Consider the following 15,668-nt stretch of genomic DNA (forward strand, 5'->3'; position numbering starts at 1 on the left):
TATCATCAAACCGACATCTCTATTTAATTTCCTCGTCATATTGTTCGCCTAGACTATCACATCACAATATATCCTTATAGGTCGTTTACGACTTCTTGGGAGTAAGTATCCGCTATTGTCCTTATCATCCCAGTGCTTGTGATAAAAGTAATGCAACACCATTCGAGTGCATTTTTCCTGATGCAGGTCAAAAATTGCATTAGTCCTTGACACTGGGGCCAAGGATCTCCAGAAACAAAAAACAGAGGAACCTAACATGTCCAAACTATCACGCCGACAGTTCGTAAAAACAGGTTTGGCGGTGGGAGCTGCCACTCTCGCATTCTCGTCACTTGCCGCACGGGTACCCAATGGCCGGGGCTACGGTAATGCTGCTTACTCGCCGGGCTATGGACCATTGACGCTGAAAAAAGATCTTTCAACGGGTTTGAAACTGCTGGCTTTGCCGGAAGGCTTTGAGTACCAGTCCTTTGGCTGGACCGGGCAGACGATGACCGATGGCCGCCCCACACCAACTGATCACGACGGCATGGCTGTGTGTGCCAAGCAGGGTAGCACTATTGCCCTGGTTCGAAATCATGAATTATCCGCTGGCGAGGGCACTCAGTGTCTAGTTCCCGGCGGTATGTACAACATGAACGAGTACGGAGGGACAACCAATCTCGTATTCGATTTTGTTCGCGGCGAGTTCATCGATTCCTATACCAGTCTTGGCGGTACTATCCGTAACTGCGCTGGCGGTCCAACCCCCTGGGGTTCCTGGGTATCTTGTGAGGAAACATTCCACGGCTGGGATAGCCGCACAGATGGTTTCAATCATGGCTATGTCTTCGATGTCCCCGGCTTCGGTATCAGCAACGGCCAGCCTATTCGCGCAGCGGGTCGGTTTTCGCACGAAGCCGTGGCAGTGGATCCAATGACGGGAGTTATGTATGAAACCGAGGATACGGGTGAAAGTGGTTTCTACAAATACGTACAACCGGGTGCGGGTCATCCCAATTGGCGCGGCGGACGCGATAAGAACGAGCTGTTACGTGATGGTGGTGAACTCTATGCTATGGTCATCAACGATGAATTTCGTAAAGATATGACTAACAGAAGTGGTGAGTTCGCCGCCGGCGATAGCTTCAGTGTCTCTTGGCAGCGGGTTGAAGACCCTGAAGCTGTCCATGGACGCGCGTTCGATTCGGCACCTGCTGCCCGCTATCTTCTCGCGCGGTGAAGGCTGCTGGGAGGACACGGGCTTAATCTATTTTATCTCTACGGATGGCGGGGCCGCCGAACTAGGCCAAGTCTGGGTATACGATCCGCGCGCTGAAATACTCACACTTTTATATGAAGCCAGCAATGCGACGGAGTTAGATGGCCCGGATAACATCGCTATCAGTCCTCGTGGTGGTATTGTCCTATGCGAGGACGGTGGTTCGAATCCTAAACGCCTGATCGGCCTGACTTCGGATGGATTGACATTTCCATTTGCGGAAAACCAGATCGTTTTGGCACAAGGCGATATTGACCTTATTGATGCGGTATTCCCAGGCGTCAAAGATAACTTTTGGGATAATCCGGTAGGCGACTACAGAGGTCGTGAGTGGGCAGGGGCGACATTCTACGGGGACTGGCTGTTTGCCAACATACAATCGCCTGGTGTTACTTTTGCGATTCGCGGCCCTTGGAAGAAAGGCGCACTTTAGAGCGATTCCCGTTTGAATCGGAAGTGTGAATAGGGAGGGGGTACCCTGTTTTTGGTGTGGGCCATTGGCGAAGCAGGAAGATTATGGGGGATTATGGGGTATGTTCGGGATACGTGTAATAGGGAGTCACTTCAAATAGTGAAGGGTGAGTTCAGATAGATGTCTGAAAAATGGTTTGCCTATCCAATTTATCACCCATTATGGATAAAATTTTTTTAAAGACAAAGAAGAACGTCCAGAAATGAGCACATTGTCGGACAAACAGTGATCATCAGTGAACTAATACGGGTAACCACTAAAAATGGGTTACAAAAATAATATGAAATCAAGCACTAACATCCAGTGACTACTTATTACACGTATCTTGAACATACCCCAACTAGACCGACGTTTTGGCTTGTTGGGATTGGAAGAAAAAGCAAATCGGGGTCCACACGATGGCAGTCAATGAAACAGGGGGCATTTTTTGTAGGTGTTGGAGAGGGCAAGGTGCGAGGCGAGCTTGTTCATGAGGGATTATCTACACGGGGATAAACTGCCGACCTTTAAGTAGCGTTAAAAAACCAAAGACAAATATATTACGCTTATTCTAGCGATGACGGGAAAGAGGAAAAATCCACACGCTAGTTGAAACAATTGCACTCACCCAAGATGTGGAATAGACCATGGGATTTAGCGGAATCAGTATTTGGCAGCTTCTTATTATCCTAGTAATTGTATTGCTATTATTTGGTACTAAAAAACTGCGCTCCATAGGTGCTGATCTAGGCAGTGCAGTGAGGGGGTTTCGTAACTCCTTACGTGATGAGGAGCCGCCAAATACCGAAGAAATGGAAACTATCGAGGATAAGCAAAAATCCACCTATAAGACCGAATCCGTCTCTGAGAAAAATCAAAGTGACGCTGACTTTAAAGTAAAGTTGGGCGACGAGATTAAGTAGCTCACACTTTTCTATCGTGTTCGATATTGGTTTTTGGGAAATTCTAGTCATTCTAATTATCCTACTCCTCGTAGTGGGTCCAGAACGATTGCCAACGGTAGCTCGCACGATGGCCATATGGATAAGGAAAGCACGCCGCCTAGTAACTCAAATCAAGCGCGAAGTGGAGCAAGCATTACAAGCCGAGGAACTTCGACAAGCTCTCAAGGAAAACAAAGACTTAAAAGATTTTGACGAATTCCCTGGCGAGTCTACTTTTTCAAAGCCGAATCCCCACCAGGAAAAATATTCTAATGCAAAAGCGTCCAATGACGGCGCCTGAGCACTTTGACAACGACGAACAACCCCTCGTCTCGCATTTGATCGAGTTGCGGGATCGCTTGCTGCGCGCCGTTGTTACCGTCCTGATCATCACAGTGGCGCTTATACCCTTTTCCAACAGTCTCTACCGTTTGTTAGCCCGCCCCCTCATGGCTCACTTACCCGAGGCAAACTCAATGATTGCTACTGAGGTAGCCTCGCCCTTTCTTACCCCCTTTAAACTGACCCTGGTTACAGCCATTGTGCTCTCTATCCCCATGCTCTTGTACCAGATCTGGGCCTTTATTGCTCCTGGTCTCTATAGCAGTGAGCGTCGCATTATACCGCCTTTGTTAGCTTCCAGTACCCTGTTGTTTTTTTTAGGCATGGCCTTCGCCTACTTTGCGGTTTTTCCCCTGATGCTAGGCTTTTTCACTCAAGCAGCCCCTGAAGGCGTTGCTGTCATGACCGACGTTACTAAATATTTGGACTTTGTATTGACAATGTTCTTTGCTTTCGGGATTGCTTTTGAAGTTCCCGTGGCTACCGTACTGCTCGTGTGGGCTGGGGTTACTAAATATAGATCGCCTTCGAGAAAAGCGCCCTTACATCATTGTTGCAGCCTTTATTTTTGGCATGTTACTCACCCCCCCTGATGTGATTTCACAAACTTTGCTGGCCGTACCGGTATGGCTACTGTTCGAAGCGGGATTGTGGTGTGCCCGCTAGTTCGTCCCTAAAAATCCAGCAGAAGAAATCTAATCAGCTGTTAATATAGCGCTTTCGTGCCCCATAGAGGGATATGTTCGGGATACGTGTAATAGGAGTCACTTCAAATAGTGAAGGGTGAGCTCAGATAGATGTCTGAAAAATGGTTTACCTATCCAATTTATAATCTAGGCTCAATATGGATTCCAGTCAGCTGAGTTATCATAGCGTACCGATCCTGCTAACGAACATAGACGCCCAGCGATGACCCAATGATAAAGCTCCAGAATCTGCTTGACGACAGCAAATGCTATGAAACGGTCCGCGAGTTGCGCTGGCCCGAAGGTGTTGATTGCCCGCACTGCCACTCGAAAGCGATCACCTACTGCGGACAACCCTCCAGCCCGGTACCCAAATTTATACCGATGAATACCACATCTACTCGCGATTGTCCGACTGGGGGTAGGGTCATCGTACGGTCTGCCACAGCCAAGGCGAGTACGCGCGCGATGAGGATGGCGATGGTTTTCATGAGGTTCACGTCAATACTATCGAAGGCTTTTGGTCGCTACTACGCTTATGGCTACGGCCTCATCGTGGCATTTCACAAGAGAAATTACCGCTGTATCTGGGCTTCTTTCAATTCGTCCATAACGCTAGGCGATGCGGCAAGGGACTGCTGAAACCGTTGCTCAGTGCGCTGCTGGCGTAGCTGACTGGAATCCATATTGAGCCAAAAAATAATGAGGGGATAAAGTAGAGTTGGGAGCTTTTGTCAGTTTTGGCAGTCTACCCGTGGTGGAACGGTTGGCCGTGAAGGTGAGATCCCCTATAAGGGACCGAGGTCGGTTTTGTCAATCCTGTCTAGTGGGTATTTTTACCAATTTAATCAAAGAATGCAATCTATTAAGTCATCAAGTAGTTGTTTTGACTGAATATATATAATGCAAAATCACATGAAATTGGTATTAGAAAAAAAATACAGGTGCGGGTTACACTGAATCAACAGGGGATTGCAGTGTAGATGAGGCGGGGCTAGCTAAACGGGCTGGCAATGTTAGCTACACCCCATTAGGACTCAACTCTACAGTGAAAAAGATCCGCTTAGGGATTGTGAAACCATGGCCATTTTGTTGATCTCCATGGGGTTCAAAACCCCACAGCAATTGCAAGAGTATATCCAGGTTGCGGATCGGGATATTCCAGGGGCAGATTATTGATACTTACCCCCGGTTGTTTTTTTTATCTATAGGACTTGTTGGGGACTTGATTTTAGAAGGGATAAAACAATGATACTAAGCACCCCAGAAAATGCAGCTTTTTAAGTATTTGTTTATAAAATGTTTAAATGGTGGGCGATACTGGGATTGAACCAGTGACCCCTGCCGTGTGAAGGCAGTGCTCTCCCGCTGAGCTAATCGCCCTAAATTATCTCAAATTTTACGGCCAGATTCTTTTGGGGTCAATGACAACTTAATAGAGGGGAAGGGGGTGCCTGATCCACGTTTTGAATCCTTACAACAATGGTTGAGCCGGGATCTTGGTGTAATCAATTACCAGCTGGTGCCGGCTTCGGAAGATGCCAGTTTCCGGCGCTATTTCCGGGTGCACCGGAATGGGGATAGCCTAATTGCTATGGATGCTCCGCCGGAGCGAGAGAATTGCCGGTCTTTTATCCGTATCGCCCGGGGCTTTCGTGACTTAGGGCTGAATGTGCCTGAAGTATTGGAGCAAAATTTGGAACAGGGTTTCCTATTGCTCACCGATCTGGGCGAGCGCCAGTACCTGAGGATTTTGAATTTCCATAATGCTCCAGTGCTTTATGGGGATGCTTTGGCAGCCTTACGGTTGCTCCAGGGAGGCGATGCCGAAGAGCTAGGGTTGCCATCCTATAACCGGGATTTGCTCATGAAAGAGATGGAGTTATTCCGGGATTGGTATCTGGGACGCCACTTAGGGATTGACATAGGAACGGCTTTGAATGAGACCTTTGGGTTACTTGTCGTCTCAGCCCTGGAACAACCCCAGATACCGGTACATCGAGATTACCATTCTCGCAACCTTATGGTGACGGAAAAAGCCAACCCGGGAATTTTGGATTTTCAAGATGCGGTGAAGGGTCCGGTGACCTACGATTTGGTATCCTTATTGCGGGATTGTTATCGGGCTTGGCCTCAGGATAGGGTGCTCACCTGGCTCTATGATTACCGGCGGAAGGCTGCTCAGGTAGGAATTCCGGTAGGGGCTAGCGAAGCGGAGTTTCTTCGCTGGTTTGACTGGATGGGGGTACAGCGCCACTTGAAGGCAAGCGGGATTTTTGCCCGTTTGAATTACCGGGATGGGAAATCGGGCTATCTCAAGGACATTCCCCGGGTTTTAAATTACCTCCGCACTGTAATCTGTCAGTATGACGAACTGGCGGAATTGGCCCAAGTGCTGAGAGATTTGCCTGAGCCGATGGGTTCACCATGAAGGCCATGATACTCGCCGCTGGACGGGGAGAGCGAATGCGCCCGCTGACTGATAATACCCCTAAACCCTTGCTTCGGGCCGGTCCCAAACGCTTGATTGAGTATCTTATTGAGTCCCTGGCGACGGCCGGGTTTACCGAGTTGGTGATTAATCATGCCTACTTGGGAGAGCAAGTGAAGCAAGTGCTGGGTAATGGCGAACATTATAGAATTCAGATCCGCTATTCTCCCGAGGGTGAGCGGGGGTTGGAGACGGGGGGGGGTATTTTTCAGGCCCTTCCCCTGCTCGGGGAAGAGCCTTTTTTAGTGGTTAATGGGGATATTTGGACTGATTATCCCTTCGCTAGGGTGCGGCGGGCACCGGCAGGGCTAGCTCACCTGATTTTGGTGGACAACCCTCCTTACTCTCCCCAAGGAGACTTTGCTTTGCTAGGAGAACGGGTAGTCACCGAAGGAGCCCGCAGACTGACGTTTAGCGGCATGGGGATTTACCGCCCAGAACTATTTGCCCATTGCTGTCCTGGCCGATTTCCCCTGGCCCCTTTGCTACGAGAGGCGATGTGCCAAGGTTGGGTGACCGGGGAATATTATCGGGGGCAGTGGTGGGATATTGGCACCCCAGCACGCTTGCAGCGTTTGGAGCAGTGGCTGCAAGGCGCCAAGAGGTAGAAGGGGTAGCCCCACGGTGTCGTCGCGCCTTGCCATCTTGCATAATTAGGCACGTTCAACTGCCGTTTCTAGGATTATTGCGGCCCGCCTACTAGCAGTTTTTCCAACAAGGCCTTTTGAGCATAGAGGCGATTTTCTGCTTCGTCCCAGACTACGCTTTGCGAGCCATCAATCACCTCTGCAGTGACTTCCTCATCCCGGTGGGCAGGAAGACAGTGCATGAAAAGGGCATCCTCCTGAGCTAGGGCCATCAGTTTGCTGTTGATTTGGTAGTCTGCAAAGTCTTGAAGCCGGCGTAGCTTTTCTTTTTCTTGTCCCATACTGGTCCAGACGTCAGTAACCACCAAGTCAGCTCCTTTGGTCGCCTCCCGTGGGTCTGTCATGATTTGCGCTCGTTCTCCCGCTGCCTGCAAAATAATGGAGTCGGGTTCATAGCCCACTGGGGTGGCGATACGCAGTTGGAAATCGAATTGGCAGGCCGCATTAATGTAGGATTGGCACATGTTGTTACCATCGCCTATCCAAGCGACGGTTCGTCCTTGGATATCTCCTCGGTGCTCAAAATAGGTTTGAATATCCGCTAATAATTGGCAGGGATGATAGCTATCCGTGAGGGCATTGATTACGGGTACCCGGGAGTAGGCCGCGAAGCGCTCCAGCATCGAGTGGGAAAAGGTGCGGACCATCAAACAATCCACCATCCGGGAGAGAACCCGAGCCGTATCTTCTATGGGTTCTCCCCGTCCGAGTTGGGTATCCTGGGGTGAGAGAAAAATGGCACTGCCACCAAATTGGGCCATACCTGCCTCAAAGGAGACACGGGTGCGGGTGGAGGATTTCTCGAACAGCATCCCGAGTACTTTGTTTTTCAAGGGCTCGTAGATTTTCCCCTGCCGTTGCAGAGTTTTGAGATCGATAGCCCGTAGCACTAACTGTCTGAGCTCGTCAGCCGGTAGGTCGAGTAAAGTCAGAAAATGCTGTATTGCCATCCCTATCTTCCTGATTATCCATGAGTCTCAGCCTTCTTTAAGAAATGCTCTGATGAGCTTATTAATCTTTGCCACAACAATATCGGCTTCCCTATCGCTAATAATAAGGGGGGGAAGTAACCGTATGACACTGCCTGCTGTGACATTAATCAGTAGCCTTTCTGCTAAGGCCTGTTGCATCAGCTTACCACAGGGCCGATCCAGTGCGATTCCCATCATCAAGCCTTGTCCCCGAATAGCCTGGATTTCAGGTAAGTCGCGTAATGTTTCCCGGAAGGCCTCGAGCATTCGTTGGCCTAATTGATCTGCCCGTGTCGCCAGCTGCTGCTGCTCTAAGATTTCCAATACCGCCAAGGCGGTACGACAGGCGAGAGGGTTGCCGCCACAAGTGGAACCGTGACTGCCAGGCTGCAATACTTGGGCGGCTTTGCCTTGGGCGAGGCAAGCACCAATGGGAATGCCATTACCTAGGCTTTTGGCAAGGGTAATCACGTCTGGTTGGGACTGGCTGTGCTGGAAGGCAAACCAGCGGCCGGTACGGCAAAGCCCGGTTTGCACTTCATCCAACATCATCAACCAGCCTTGGGTATCGCAAATTGCCCGGATCTGGTCGAGATAAGTACTTCCTGGGACTATGATGCCTCCCTCGCCCTGGATAGGTTCCACCAGGACGGCAACGACTTCTTTACGGGTTGGTTCGGGTAGTTTTTCCAAGGCGGAAGCATCGTTATAAGGCACCCGAATAAAATTTTGAACCAGGGGTTCGAAGCCTGCCTGAATCTTGGTATTTCCGGTGGCGCTCAAGGTGGCAAGGGTGCGTCCGTGGAAACTGCCCGTCATTACGATAATCTGGGGATTATCGATGCCCCGTTCATGCCCATAGCGGCGCGCGATTTTAAGGGCGGCTTCATTAGCTTCGGCCCCAGAGTTAGCAAAAAAGACTCGCTCCATTCCAGCCAAAGCATTGAGCCGCGTGGCTAAGGCTTCCTGGAGGGGAATACGGTAAAGGTTGGAGGTATGCAGTAAACGCCCTGCCTGCTCTCTAATCACCTCGGTAATGGCGGGATGGGCATGGCCAAGGCCACAAACTGCAATACCGGCTAGAGCATCCAGATATTCATTGCCAGCGGTATCCCATAGCCGGGCGCCTTCTCCCCGTTCAAAGGCTACGGGAAGACGGGCATAGGCAGACATTAACGGCTCGTTCATTGCGGTGCGATCAAACTTGACGGTGAGTTTTGAATGAAAAATGGCAGCCCCCCTGGAGGCTGCCATAGGCTAATTGGAGTTTTATCGTGACTAATTTCTCATCAGTCCGGCAAATTCACGTTTCTCAGCAGTCCTCGGGCGACAGCTCGGCTGCAGCCCTTGGGGTCTTTACCGCTTCACGCGCTTTGCCTTCGGGTTCTCCCGACCCTAGGTTCCATGAGCGAGAAAATCATAGCGCCAATTTGACGCTGAAACAACATTTAACCGACCCTTGCCCTCGGCGAGCCGTTTCACTTCGCGGCCTCGCTAGAGGAGCATTCACCATCCAAGGGGAACTTCAAGGGATAAAAAAGGAGGAATGACCCCCTGCTTCCGATGAGTTTAACTCATCTTAGCCTGTCAAGTTTTTGGCGACAAAATCCCAGTTTGCTAGATTCCAAAAAGCTTCCAGATATTTGGGTCGAGCATTGCGGTAATCAATATAGTAAGCATGTTCCCAGACATCGCAGGTCAGTAAGGGAGTTTTGCCTTCTGTCAGGGGGTTGCCAGCATTACTGGTACCTACAATATCCAAGGAACCATCGGGATTTCTAACTAACCAGGCCCAACCGGAACCAAATAGGGTAATGGCTGACTGGCTGAATTTCTCTTTGAAATCGGCGAAAGAGCCAAAACTTTCCCGGATAGCATCCATCAGGGCACCATTGGGCTCCCCGCCTCCCTGGGGCGTTAGGCAGTTCCAATAAAAGGTGTGATTCCACACCTGAGCGCCATTATTAAAAATAGCACCGGAAGCTTTGGTAATGATTTCTTCTAAAGACGCATTTTCAAACTCAGTCCCAGGAACAAGGCCATTGAGTTTGTCCACATAGGTTTGATGGTGCTTGCCATAATGATATTCGAGCGTTTCCTGGGAAATATGGGGTTCCAGGGCGTTCATAGGGTAAGGGAGTTCTGGTAAACGATGACTCATGCCCAATCTCCTTTGTCGTGTCGTTGGTTAGGTGTGGTATAAAATGGAATGACTGACTAAAAATATCAGGAATAGTCTAAGGTGCCCTTAGTTGTGATTGCAAGGGCAGTGGTTAGCGCGATTCGAGCTTTGCTCGCCTTGACTTAGCAAGGAACCTTTGCGCGATGTGTTAAGTCTATTCAAGTTTGTTTAAATACATGACATCTCGGAGGTATATGCTATGGATGTAATGGAGCAGATTAAAGGAGCGGTGGAATCTAATCCAATCATTTTGTTCATGAAGGGATCGCCTGAATTACCCCAGTGTGGTTTTTCTAGCCGTGTAGCTCAAGCACTACAAGCTTGTGGCGCAGAATTTGCCTACGTAGATGTGCTTGCTAACCCGGAAGTCCGTGCCAATCTACCCAAGTACGCCAATTGGCCTACTTTTCCCCAACTCTATATTAATGGCGAACTGGTGGGGGGGTGTGACATTACTTTAGAATTGTTTGAAAGCGGAGAATTGCAAAAAATGGTGCAGGAAGCTGCTCCTCATCCCTCGGAGGGGTAGCTTCTGTTTTGACGGTAACAGCTCAGGCGGGTAGCGCGCAGTGAGCTTAAGCAGGCACTTTGCGTGCTTTCCGCCCTTGAACCGGCATCATGGCCTCCTTACTATAGCGACAAGAAATTCTATAATTGTTAGGGTACCGGTTTTCTCTTTATCGAATAGAAAGGGTCAGGAGGAATCGGGTTGTGATTTATGGGTAAAATAGATCCAGATGAAGAGAACGAGGGTGGCTTTGCCGTTGATACGGCAAAGCCAAAGCTCAAGCGACCACCCATGTATAAAGTGGTGATGCTCAATGACGACTATACCCCCATGGAGTTTGTCGTTGAGGTGTTGCAGACTTTTTTCGCTATGGACAGGGAAAAGGCGACGCGTATTATGTGGCAGGTTCATACCGAAGGGAAGGGCATTTGTGGTGTATTTACCTATGAGATCGCAGAAACAAAGGTAGCCCAAGTGAACGAGTATTCTATGAATCACCAGCATCCGCTAAAGTGTGTTTTAGAAAAAGCTTAATGGAAGCTGTAGGACTTAATTTTATCAGTAGGGTCTTGCAGGTCTTGGCGGGTTGCGGTAGCGTCCTAAGGAAGATTTAAGGTTTTGATAAGTTTTTTTTCTGGTGGTATAGCCCCGCCGAAGTGAGGTGATTGGCCATGTTGAGCAGGGACCTGGAAACAAGCCTAAACCAGGCCTTTAAAGATGCGCGGGAGAAAATGCATGAGTTTCTCACCGTGGAGCACCTCTTACTTGCCATGCTGGACAATCCGGCAGCGGCCACTGTGTTACGCGCCTGTGGCGCGAATCTGGAGCAGTTGAAGGAAGAAATAACGGTTTTTCTTAATGAAACCACGCCCTTGTTATCGACCAAAGATGGTCGAGATACCCAGCCGACTCTCGGTTTTCAACGGGTATTGCAGCGGGCGGTACTTCAGGTCCAGTCCTCGGGGCAAAAAGAGGTCACCGGCGCTAATGTTCTGGTTGCGATTTATGGCGAGCAGCAGTCCCAAGCAGTCTACTTTCTGAAACGCCAGCATGTGACTCGCTTGGATGTCGTTAATTACATCTCCCATGGGATTAGCAAAGTTGATCCCCAGGGCAGTAGCGGAGAATCGGCTGGGGCCTCGGAAGAAGCGGAGGCCACCGGTGTTGAAACCCCTGGGCAGAGCCCGTTGGAAACCTATGCCACCAATCTTAACCGGTTGGCAGTACAGGGAAGAATCGATCCCCTGATTGGGCGTCGCATTGAGTTGGAGAGGACGATTCAAATTCTGTGCCGGCGACGTAAGAATAATCCCTTGTTTGTCGGTGAGGCTGGGGTAGGGAAAACTGCCCTGGCCGAAGGGCTCGCGCGGAAAATTGTTGAAGGGGATATTCCCGATGTGCTGCAGGACTGCACCATTTACAGCCTGGACATGGGCGCTTTATTGGCTGGCACCAAGTACCGGGGGGATTTTGAGAAGCGTTTAAAGGGTATCTTGGCCCAGTTAAAAAAGGAAAAAGGCGCTATCCTTTTTATTGACGAAATCCATACGGTGATTGGGGCGGGTTCAGCTTCCGGTGGAGTGATGGATGCCTCCAATCTCATTAAGCCCGTGCTGGCTTCCGGTGAGCTTAAGTGTATTGGTTCCACGACCTATCAGGAATACCGGGGTATTTTTGAGAAAGATCGGGCTTTGGCGCGGCGGTTTCAGAAAATCGATATTCCTGAGCCCTCGGTAGAGGAAACAGTGCAGATCCTGCGGGGGTTGAAGTCCCGCTTAGAAGAGCATCATAAAGTTCGATTCTCCCAGGCTGCGCTCCGTACGGCTGCTGAGCTTTCAGCCCGTTATATTAACGATCGCCATCTCCCGGATAAGGCCATTGATGTGCTTGATGAGTGTGGCGCCAGTCAACAGCTGCTAGCACCCTCCAAGCGCAAAAAGGTTATTGGGGTGCAGGATGTGCAAACGGTGGTTGCTAAGATGGCCCGTATCCCGCCTAAGCATGTTTCGACTTCCGATAAAGAAAGCCTGGCTAAGTTGGAAGCCAATCTCAAGCAGGTGATCTTTGGGCAGGATGAAGCCATTGAAGTGTTGAGTTCGGCCATCAAAATGTCTCGCTCTGGTCTGGGGGATACCGCTCGACCGGTCGGATCTTTCCTGTTTGCGGGTCCTACGGGTGTTGGCAAGACAGAAGTAACTCGTCAATTGGCGTATATCCTGGGGATTGAACTCATCCGTTTTGATATGTCCGAGTACATGGAACGCCACACCGTATCTCGCCTTATTGGAGCTCCGCCGGGCTATGTGGGTTACGATCAAGGTGGTTTGCTTACCGAAGCCGTCTGCAAAAATCCCCATGCGGTTTTGTTACTGGATGAGATCGAAAAGGCTCACCCCGATGTATTCAATCTGCTCCTGCAAGTGATGGATCATGGTACTTTAACGGATAATAATGGGCGCAAAGCGGATTTTCGCAATGTTATCCTGGTGATGACCTCTAATGCGGGGGCCCAAGAGATCAGTCGAACCTCCATCGGTTTTACCCCACAAGATCATTCTACCGATGCCATGGAAGTGATTCGGCGGACATTTAGTCCCGAGTTTCGCAACCGGTTGGATGCGGTTATCCAGTTCAGTGCCCTGGATGAACCTTCCATTGGTCGAGTCGTCGACAAGTTTGTGCTGGGGTTGGAGTTCCTCCTGGAAGATAAAAATGTAACCCTAGAAGTGAGCGAAATGGCTCGGGCTTGGTTGGCCGAGCATGGCTATGATGAAAAGATGGGCGCACGACCCATGGCTCGCCTCATACAGGAGAAGATAAAAAGGCCTTTGGCAGATGAGTTGCTATTTGGCAAGCTAGCCAACGGGGGGCATGTGGTCGTCGATATGGCTGACGGCGAACTCGAAATTACTTGTCAAAGTAGTCGTGACTGAACCATTGCCTAGGCTGTATTAGGTATTGTCGGCCCATGAGGCGCTGTTCCGGCTGTTTTCCCTAGCTCTGAAAATTATGTTATAAAGTTACAATTGCTAGGTACAGTCGGGGTTTTTAGTGTCCTATACTAACATTTTGGTCCCCTTCAGGGGGCCCAGCCATAATCACTATCACTGTATCCGCGATGCTTTGGCAGTGGCGGAAAAAACCTGTGCTAGTCGGGGCCTGCGGCTGACTAAGTTGCGGCGCCGAGTTTTAGAGTTAGTGTGGGAGCACCACGTACCAGTTAAGGCCTACGATATTCTCGATCAGTTGCGCCAGGAGCATCGAGGGGCCGCTCCTCCCACCGTTTATCGGGCCCTGGATTTTCTGCTTCAGGCCGGCTTGATCCATCGCTTAGAAACCCTCAACGCCTATGTCGGTTGCGGCGATCCTGACCGTCCCCATATCGGACAATTTTTATTATGCCGGCAGTGCGGTACGGTCGCTGAATTGGATGCTCCTGAGATTACCGGAATTCTGAGCCGAGAAGCGAGACATTTAGGTTTTCGGGTGGATCGCCAGACCGTAGAAATTAGAGGGTTGTGTCCTCAATGCGACGGAATTTAGCTGTCCTTGTAAGTTTAGGGTGATGAAATTCGGTCGCCGGGGTATCCCCGCTTATCTTGCCAGTCTTTTGGTCATCATCATGGGGTGTTGGAGCTGCCATGTTCATGCCGCAGATCCCCTTTCCGTATTCGTCAGTATTTTGCCCCAAAAGTATTTTGTCGAGCGTATTGGTGGTAACCGGGTGCAGGTAGCGGTGATGGTGGGACCGGGCCAGAGTCCGGAAACCTACGAGCCCACTCCCCGGCAGATGGTAAAGCTAGCTCAGGCCAAGCTTTATTTTCGTATCGGTGTTCCCTTTGAGAATGTCTGGTTGAAGCGGATTATTGCCGCTAATCCCCAAATGGAAGTGGTGGATTGCCGACAGGATATCCCTCTTCTGTCTACCGGGGAGACCTATGGGACTGGAGGGAGAGAGGAAGAGCACGGAGCGATAGATCCTCATATTTGGACCAGTCCAGCTCTGGTGAAGATAATGGCCGGTTATATTCGGAATGCTCTGACCACAGTAGAACCGGCCTATAGCCACCTATTTGAGGAAAATTACCAGGCGTTTGTCCAAGAGCTGGAGCAGCTCGACCGGTTCATCCGTCAAACCCTGGCCGAAGTCACTCACTACCGCTTTATGGTCTTTCATCCCGCTTGGCGTTATTTTGCCCATACTTATGGACTTGAAGAAATTGCTATTGAGCAAGCGGGTAAGGAACCGGGTGCTAAATCCCTGGCTGCCCTGATTGAACGGGGACGCAGGGAGGGTGTTCGGGCCATTTTTGTCCAGAAGCAGTCTAGTCGAGCGAGTGCGGAGGTGGTGGCTCGCGCAATTGGTGCCAAAATCATTACCCTTGATCCCCTTGCGGAAGACTATGTTAATAACCTGCGTTATGTGGCCACCGTGTTGGCCAGGGTGTTGCAGTGAAGCAGGAGTTGGTTATCTCAATTAAAGAGGTTTGTTTTTCCTACACTGGCCCTATGGTGCTGGAGCATATTAACCTCGATGTGCTCCGTGGGGAGTTCCTTGGCCTGGTGGGTCCTAATGGGGGAGGGAAGAGCACCTTGCTGAAGATTATATTAGGGCTGTTGAAGCCCTTAGCCGGTCAAGCCTCCGTGCTCGGTTTACCGCCAGAACGAGGGCGGGGGGGGATTGGTTATGTGCCCCAGCATACGGCTTTTGCTGAAGACTTTCCCATATCAGTAGAGGCTGCTGTCCTCCAAGGGCGTTTAGGTAAAACTCGCGTGATTGGCGACTATACTCGAGAGGATCGAATGCTAGCCCGGCGTGCCATGGAGCAAGTGGAAATTTTAGAGCTCAGTACTCGCCCCTTAGCTGCCCTCTCGGGGGGGCAACGTCAACGGGTGTTGATTGCACGGGCTTTAGCTGTGGAACCTGAAATTTTGATTCTGGACGAGCCTACCGCCCATGTGGATTTGCGTTTAGAAGAGAATTTTTTTCACTTGCTTAAGCAGCTGAATCAGCAAATGACGATTATTGTGGTCTCCCATGATATTGGCTTCATTTCCCATTATGTCAATCGGGTTGCTTGTCTTAACCAGACTTTAATCTGCCATGAGACAGCGGCTGTCAGTGGGGAGGTGATAGAGCAACTCTATGGCGCCAGCGTACGCATGATTGACCATATCCATTAAT

The 15,668-nt window shown here is 50.1% G+C and carries 15 protein-coding genes, 1 tRNA gene and 3 pseudogenes; 15 read left to right on the forward strand and 4 right to left on the reverse strand.

All coding sequences use genetic code 11. From position 1 onward, the window contains the following. Positions 1–256: 256 nt before the first annotated feature. The 7 genes and pseudogenes from E3U44_RS08615 to E3U44_RS20645 form a co-directional block, all read left to right on the forward strand. Positions 257–1,222, forward strand: coding sequence for an alkaline phosphatase PhoX (locus E3U44_RS08615; protein ID WP_206054932.1), 966 nt, complete (start codon positions 257–259; stop codon positions 1,220–1,222). Beyond that, on the forward strand, positions 1,170–1,694 hold the full coding sequence (locus E3U44_RS20340; protein WP_206054933.1) for an alkaline phosphatase PhoX: 525 nt from the start codon (positions 1,170–1,172) through the stop codon (positions 1,692–1,694). Before E3U44_RS08615 ends, E3U44_RS20340 begins: the two co-directional genes overlap by 53 nt. Positions 1,695–2,359: 665 nt before the next feature. Beyond that, the gene (tatA, locus tag E3U44_RS08620; RefSeq protein WP_134357760.1) at positions 2,360–2,635 is read left to right on the forward strand and encodes a twin-arginine translocase TatA/TatE family subunit; all 276 of its coding nucleotides are present in this window, start codon (positions 2,360–2,362) and stop codon (positions 2,633–2,635) included. A 16-nt stretch (positions 2,636–2,651) separates the two neighbouring features. Continuing rightward, positions 2,652–2,957 carry a Sec-independent protein translocase protein TatB gene (gene tatB, locus E3U44_RS08625; RefSeq protein ID WP_134357761.1) on the forward strand — a complete coding sequence of 102 codons (306 nt, stop codon included), beginning with the start codon at positions 2,652–2,654 and terminating at the stop codon, positions 2,955–2,957. After that, positions 2,944–3,661 (forward strand): annotated as a pseudogene (tatC, locus tag E3U44_RS08630) (twin-arginine translocase subunit TatC); the annotation flags it as partial. The gene tatB and the pseudogene tatC, both read left to right, overlap by 14 nt. 254 nt (positions 3,662–3,915) lie before the next feature. Continuing rightward, positions 3,916–4,005 (forward strand): annotated as a pseudogene (locus E3U44_RS20640) (transposase); the annotation flags it as partial. Between the two features lie 44 nt (positions 4,006–4,049). After that, positions 4,050–4,355 (forward strand): annotated as a pseudogene (locus E3U44_RS20645) (transposase); the annotation flags it as partial. A gap of 637 nt (positions 4,356–4,992) precedes the next feature. Here E3U44_RS20645 and E3U44_RS08645 read toward each other — a convergent pair. Further along, a tRNA-Val gene (locus E3U44_RS08645) sits at positions 4,993–5,067 on the reverse strand. Between the two features lie 67 nt (positions 5,068–5,134). On the opposite strand from E3U44_RS08645, the gene E3U44_RS08650 reads away from it, so the two are divergent. Beyond that, a complete protein-coding gene (locus E3U44_RS08650) occupies positions 5,135–6,115 on the forward strand; it encodes an aminoglycoside phosphotransferase family protein (protein WP_134357762.1) in 981 nt (326 codons plus the stop codon). Further along, positions 6,112–6,783, forward strand: a complete 672-nt coding sequence (murU, locus tag E3U44_RS08655) for an N-acetylmuramate alpha-1-phosphate uridylyltransferase MurU (protein WP_134357763.1) — start codon at positions 6,112–6,114, stop codon at positions 6,781–6,783. The genes E3U44_RS08650 and murU overlap by 4 nt, the downstream gene beginning before the upstream one ends. A gap of 74 nt (positions 6,784–6,857) precedes the next feature. Here murU and argF read toward each other — a convergent pair whose 3' ends face one another. The 3 genes from argF to E3U44_RS08670 all read right to left on the reverse strand — a co-directional run bounded on the left by argF (position 6,858) and on the right by E3U44_RS08670 (position 9,954). Then, positions 6,858–7,772, reverse strand: a complete 915-nt coding sequence (gene argF, locus E3U44_RS08660; RefSeq protein WP_134357764.1) for an ornithine carbamoyltransferase — start codon at positions 7,770–7,772, stop codon at positions 6,858–6,860. A 27-nt stretch (positions 7,773–7,799) separates the two neighbouring features. Beyond that, on the reverse strand, positions 7,800–8,981 hold the full coding sequence (locus E3U44_RS08665) for an aspartate aminotransferase family protein (RefSeq protein ID WP_206054934.1): 1,182 nt from the start codon (positions 8,979–8,981) through the stop codon (positions 7,800–7,802). Between the two features lie 391 nt (positions 8,982–9,372). Then, complete coding sequence (locus E3U44_RS08670; protein WP_134357765.1) at positions 9,373–9,954, reverse strand: superoxide dismutase; 582 nt, start codon at positions 9,952–9,954, stop codon at positions 9,373–9,375. A 220-nt stretch (positions 9,955–10,174) separates the two neighbouring features. Here E3U44_RS08670 and grxD point away from each other — a divergent pair, with 220 nt between their 5' ends. The 6 genes from grxD to E3U44_RS08700 all read left to right on the forward strand — a co-directional run bounded on the left by grxD (position 10,175) and on the right by E3U44_RS08700 (position 15,667). Then, entirely contained in the window at positions 10,175–10,504 is a 330-nt protein-coding gene (grxD, locus tag E3U44_RS08675) for a Grx4 family monothiol glutaredoxin (protein ID WP_134357766.1), read from the forward strand. Between the two features lie 189 nt (positions 10,505–10,693). Further along, positions 10,694–11,017: an ATP-dependent Clp protease adapter ClpS gene (clpS, locus tag E3U44_RS08680; RefSeq protein ID WP_134357767.1), complete on the forward strand. Its 324-nt coding sequence runs from the start codon at positions 10,694–10,696 to the stop codon at positions 11,015–11,017. 137 nt (positions 11,018–11,154) lie between these two features. Continuing rightward, positions 11,155–13,416: an ATP-dependent Clp protease ATP-binding subunit ClpA gene (gene clpA, locus E3U44_RS08685; RefSeq protein ID WP_134357768.1), complete on the forward strand. Its 2,262-nt coding sequence runs from the start codon at positions 11,155–11,157 to the stop codon at positions 13,414–13,416. Positions 13,417–13,534: 118 nt separating this feature from the next. Further along, on the forward strand, positions 13,535–14,026 hold the full coding sequence (locus E3U44_RS08690; protein ID WP_134357769.1) for a Fur family transcriptional regulator: 492 nt from the start codon (positions 13,535–13,537) through the stop codon (positions 14,024–14,026). A 22-nt stretch (positions 14,027–14,048) separates the two neighbouring features. Further along, positions 14,049–14,939, forward strand: a complete 891-nt coding sequence (locus tag E3U44_RS08695) for a metal ABC transporter solute-binding protein, Zn/Mn family (RefSeq protein ID WP_134357770.1) — start codon at positions 14,049–14,051, stop codon at positions 14,937–14,939. Beyond that, positions 14,936–15,667, forward strand: coding sequence for a metal ABC transporter ATP-binding protein (locus E3U44_RS08700; protein WP_134357771.1), 732 nt, complete (start codon positions 14,936–14,938; stop codon positions 15,665–15,667). The genes E3U44_RS08695 and E3U44_RS08700 overlap by 4 nt, the downstream gene beginning before the upstream one ends. The last annotated feature ends 1 nt before the right edge of the window (position 15,668 follow it).

The sequence above is a fragment of the Nitrosococcus wardiae genome (assembly GCF_004421105.1).
GTDB classification, from domain to species: Bacteria; Pseudomonadota; Gammaproteobacteria; order Nitrosococcales; family Nitrosococcaceae; genus Nitrosococcus; species Nitrosococcus wardiae.

Bases quoted from the DNA above. Each gene is read 5' to 3' on its own strand.
- argF (WP_134357764.1), bottom strand. From the start codon at position 7,772: ATGGCAATACAGCATTTTCTGACTTTACTCGACCTACCGGCTGACGAG.
- E3U44_RS08695 (WP_134357770.1), top strand. From the start codon at position 14,049: ATGAAATTCGGTCGCCGGGGTATCCCCGCTTATCTTGCCAGTCTTTTG.
- clpS (WP_134357767.1), top strand. From the start codon at position 10,694: ATGGGTAAAATAGATCCAGATGAAGAGAACGAGGGTGGCTTTGCCGTT.
- clpA (WP_134357768.1), top strand. From the start codon at position 11,155: ATGTTGAGCAGGGACCTGGAAACAAGCCTAAACCAGGCCTTTAAAGAT.
- tatA (WP_134357760.1), top strand. From the start codon at position 2,360: ATGGGATTTAGCGGAATCAGTATTTGGCAGCTTCTTATTATCCTAGTA.
- E3U44_RS08615 (WP_206054932.1), top strand. From the start codon at position 257: ATGTCCAAACTATCACGCCGACAGTTCGTAAAAACAGGTTTGGCGGTG.
- murU (WP_134357763.1), top strand. From the start codon at position 6,112: ATGAAGGCCATGATACTCGCCGCTGGACGGGGAGAGCGAATGCGCCCG.
- E3U44_RS20340 (WP_206054933.1), top strand. From the start codon at position 1,170: ATGGACGCGCGTTCGATTCGGCACCTGCTGCCCGCTATCTTCTCGCGC.
- E3U44_RS08670 (WP_134357765.1), bottom strand. From the start codon at position 9,954: ATGAGTCATCGTTTACCAGAACTCCCTTACCCTATGAACGCCCTGGAA.
- E3U44_RS08665 (WP_206054934.1), bottom strand. From the start codon at position 8,981: ATGAACGAGCCGTTAATGTCTGCCTATGCCCGTCTTCCCGTAGCCTTT.
- grxD (WP_134357766.1), top strand. From the start codon at position 10,175: ATGGATGTAATGGAGCAGATTAAAGGAGCGGTGGAATCTAATCCAATC.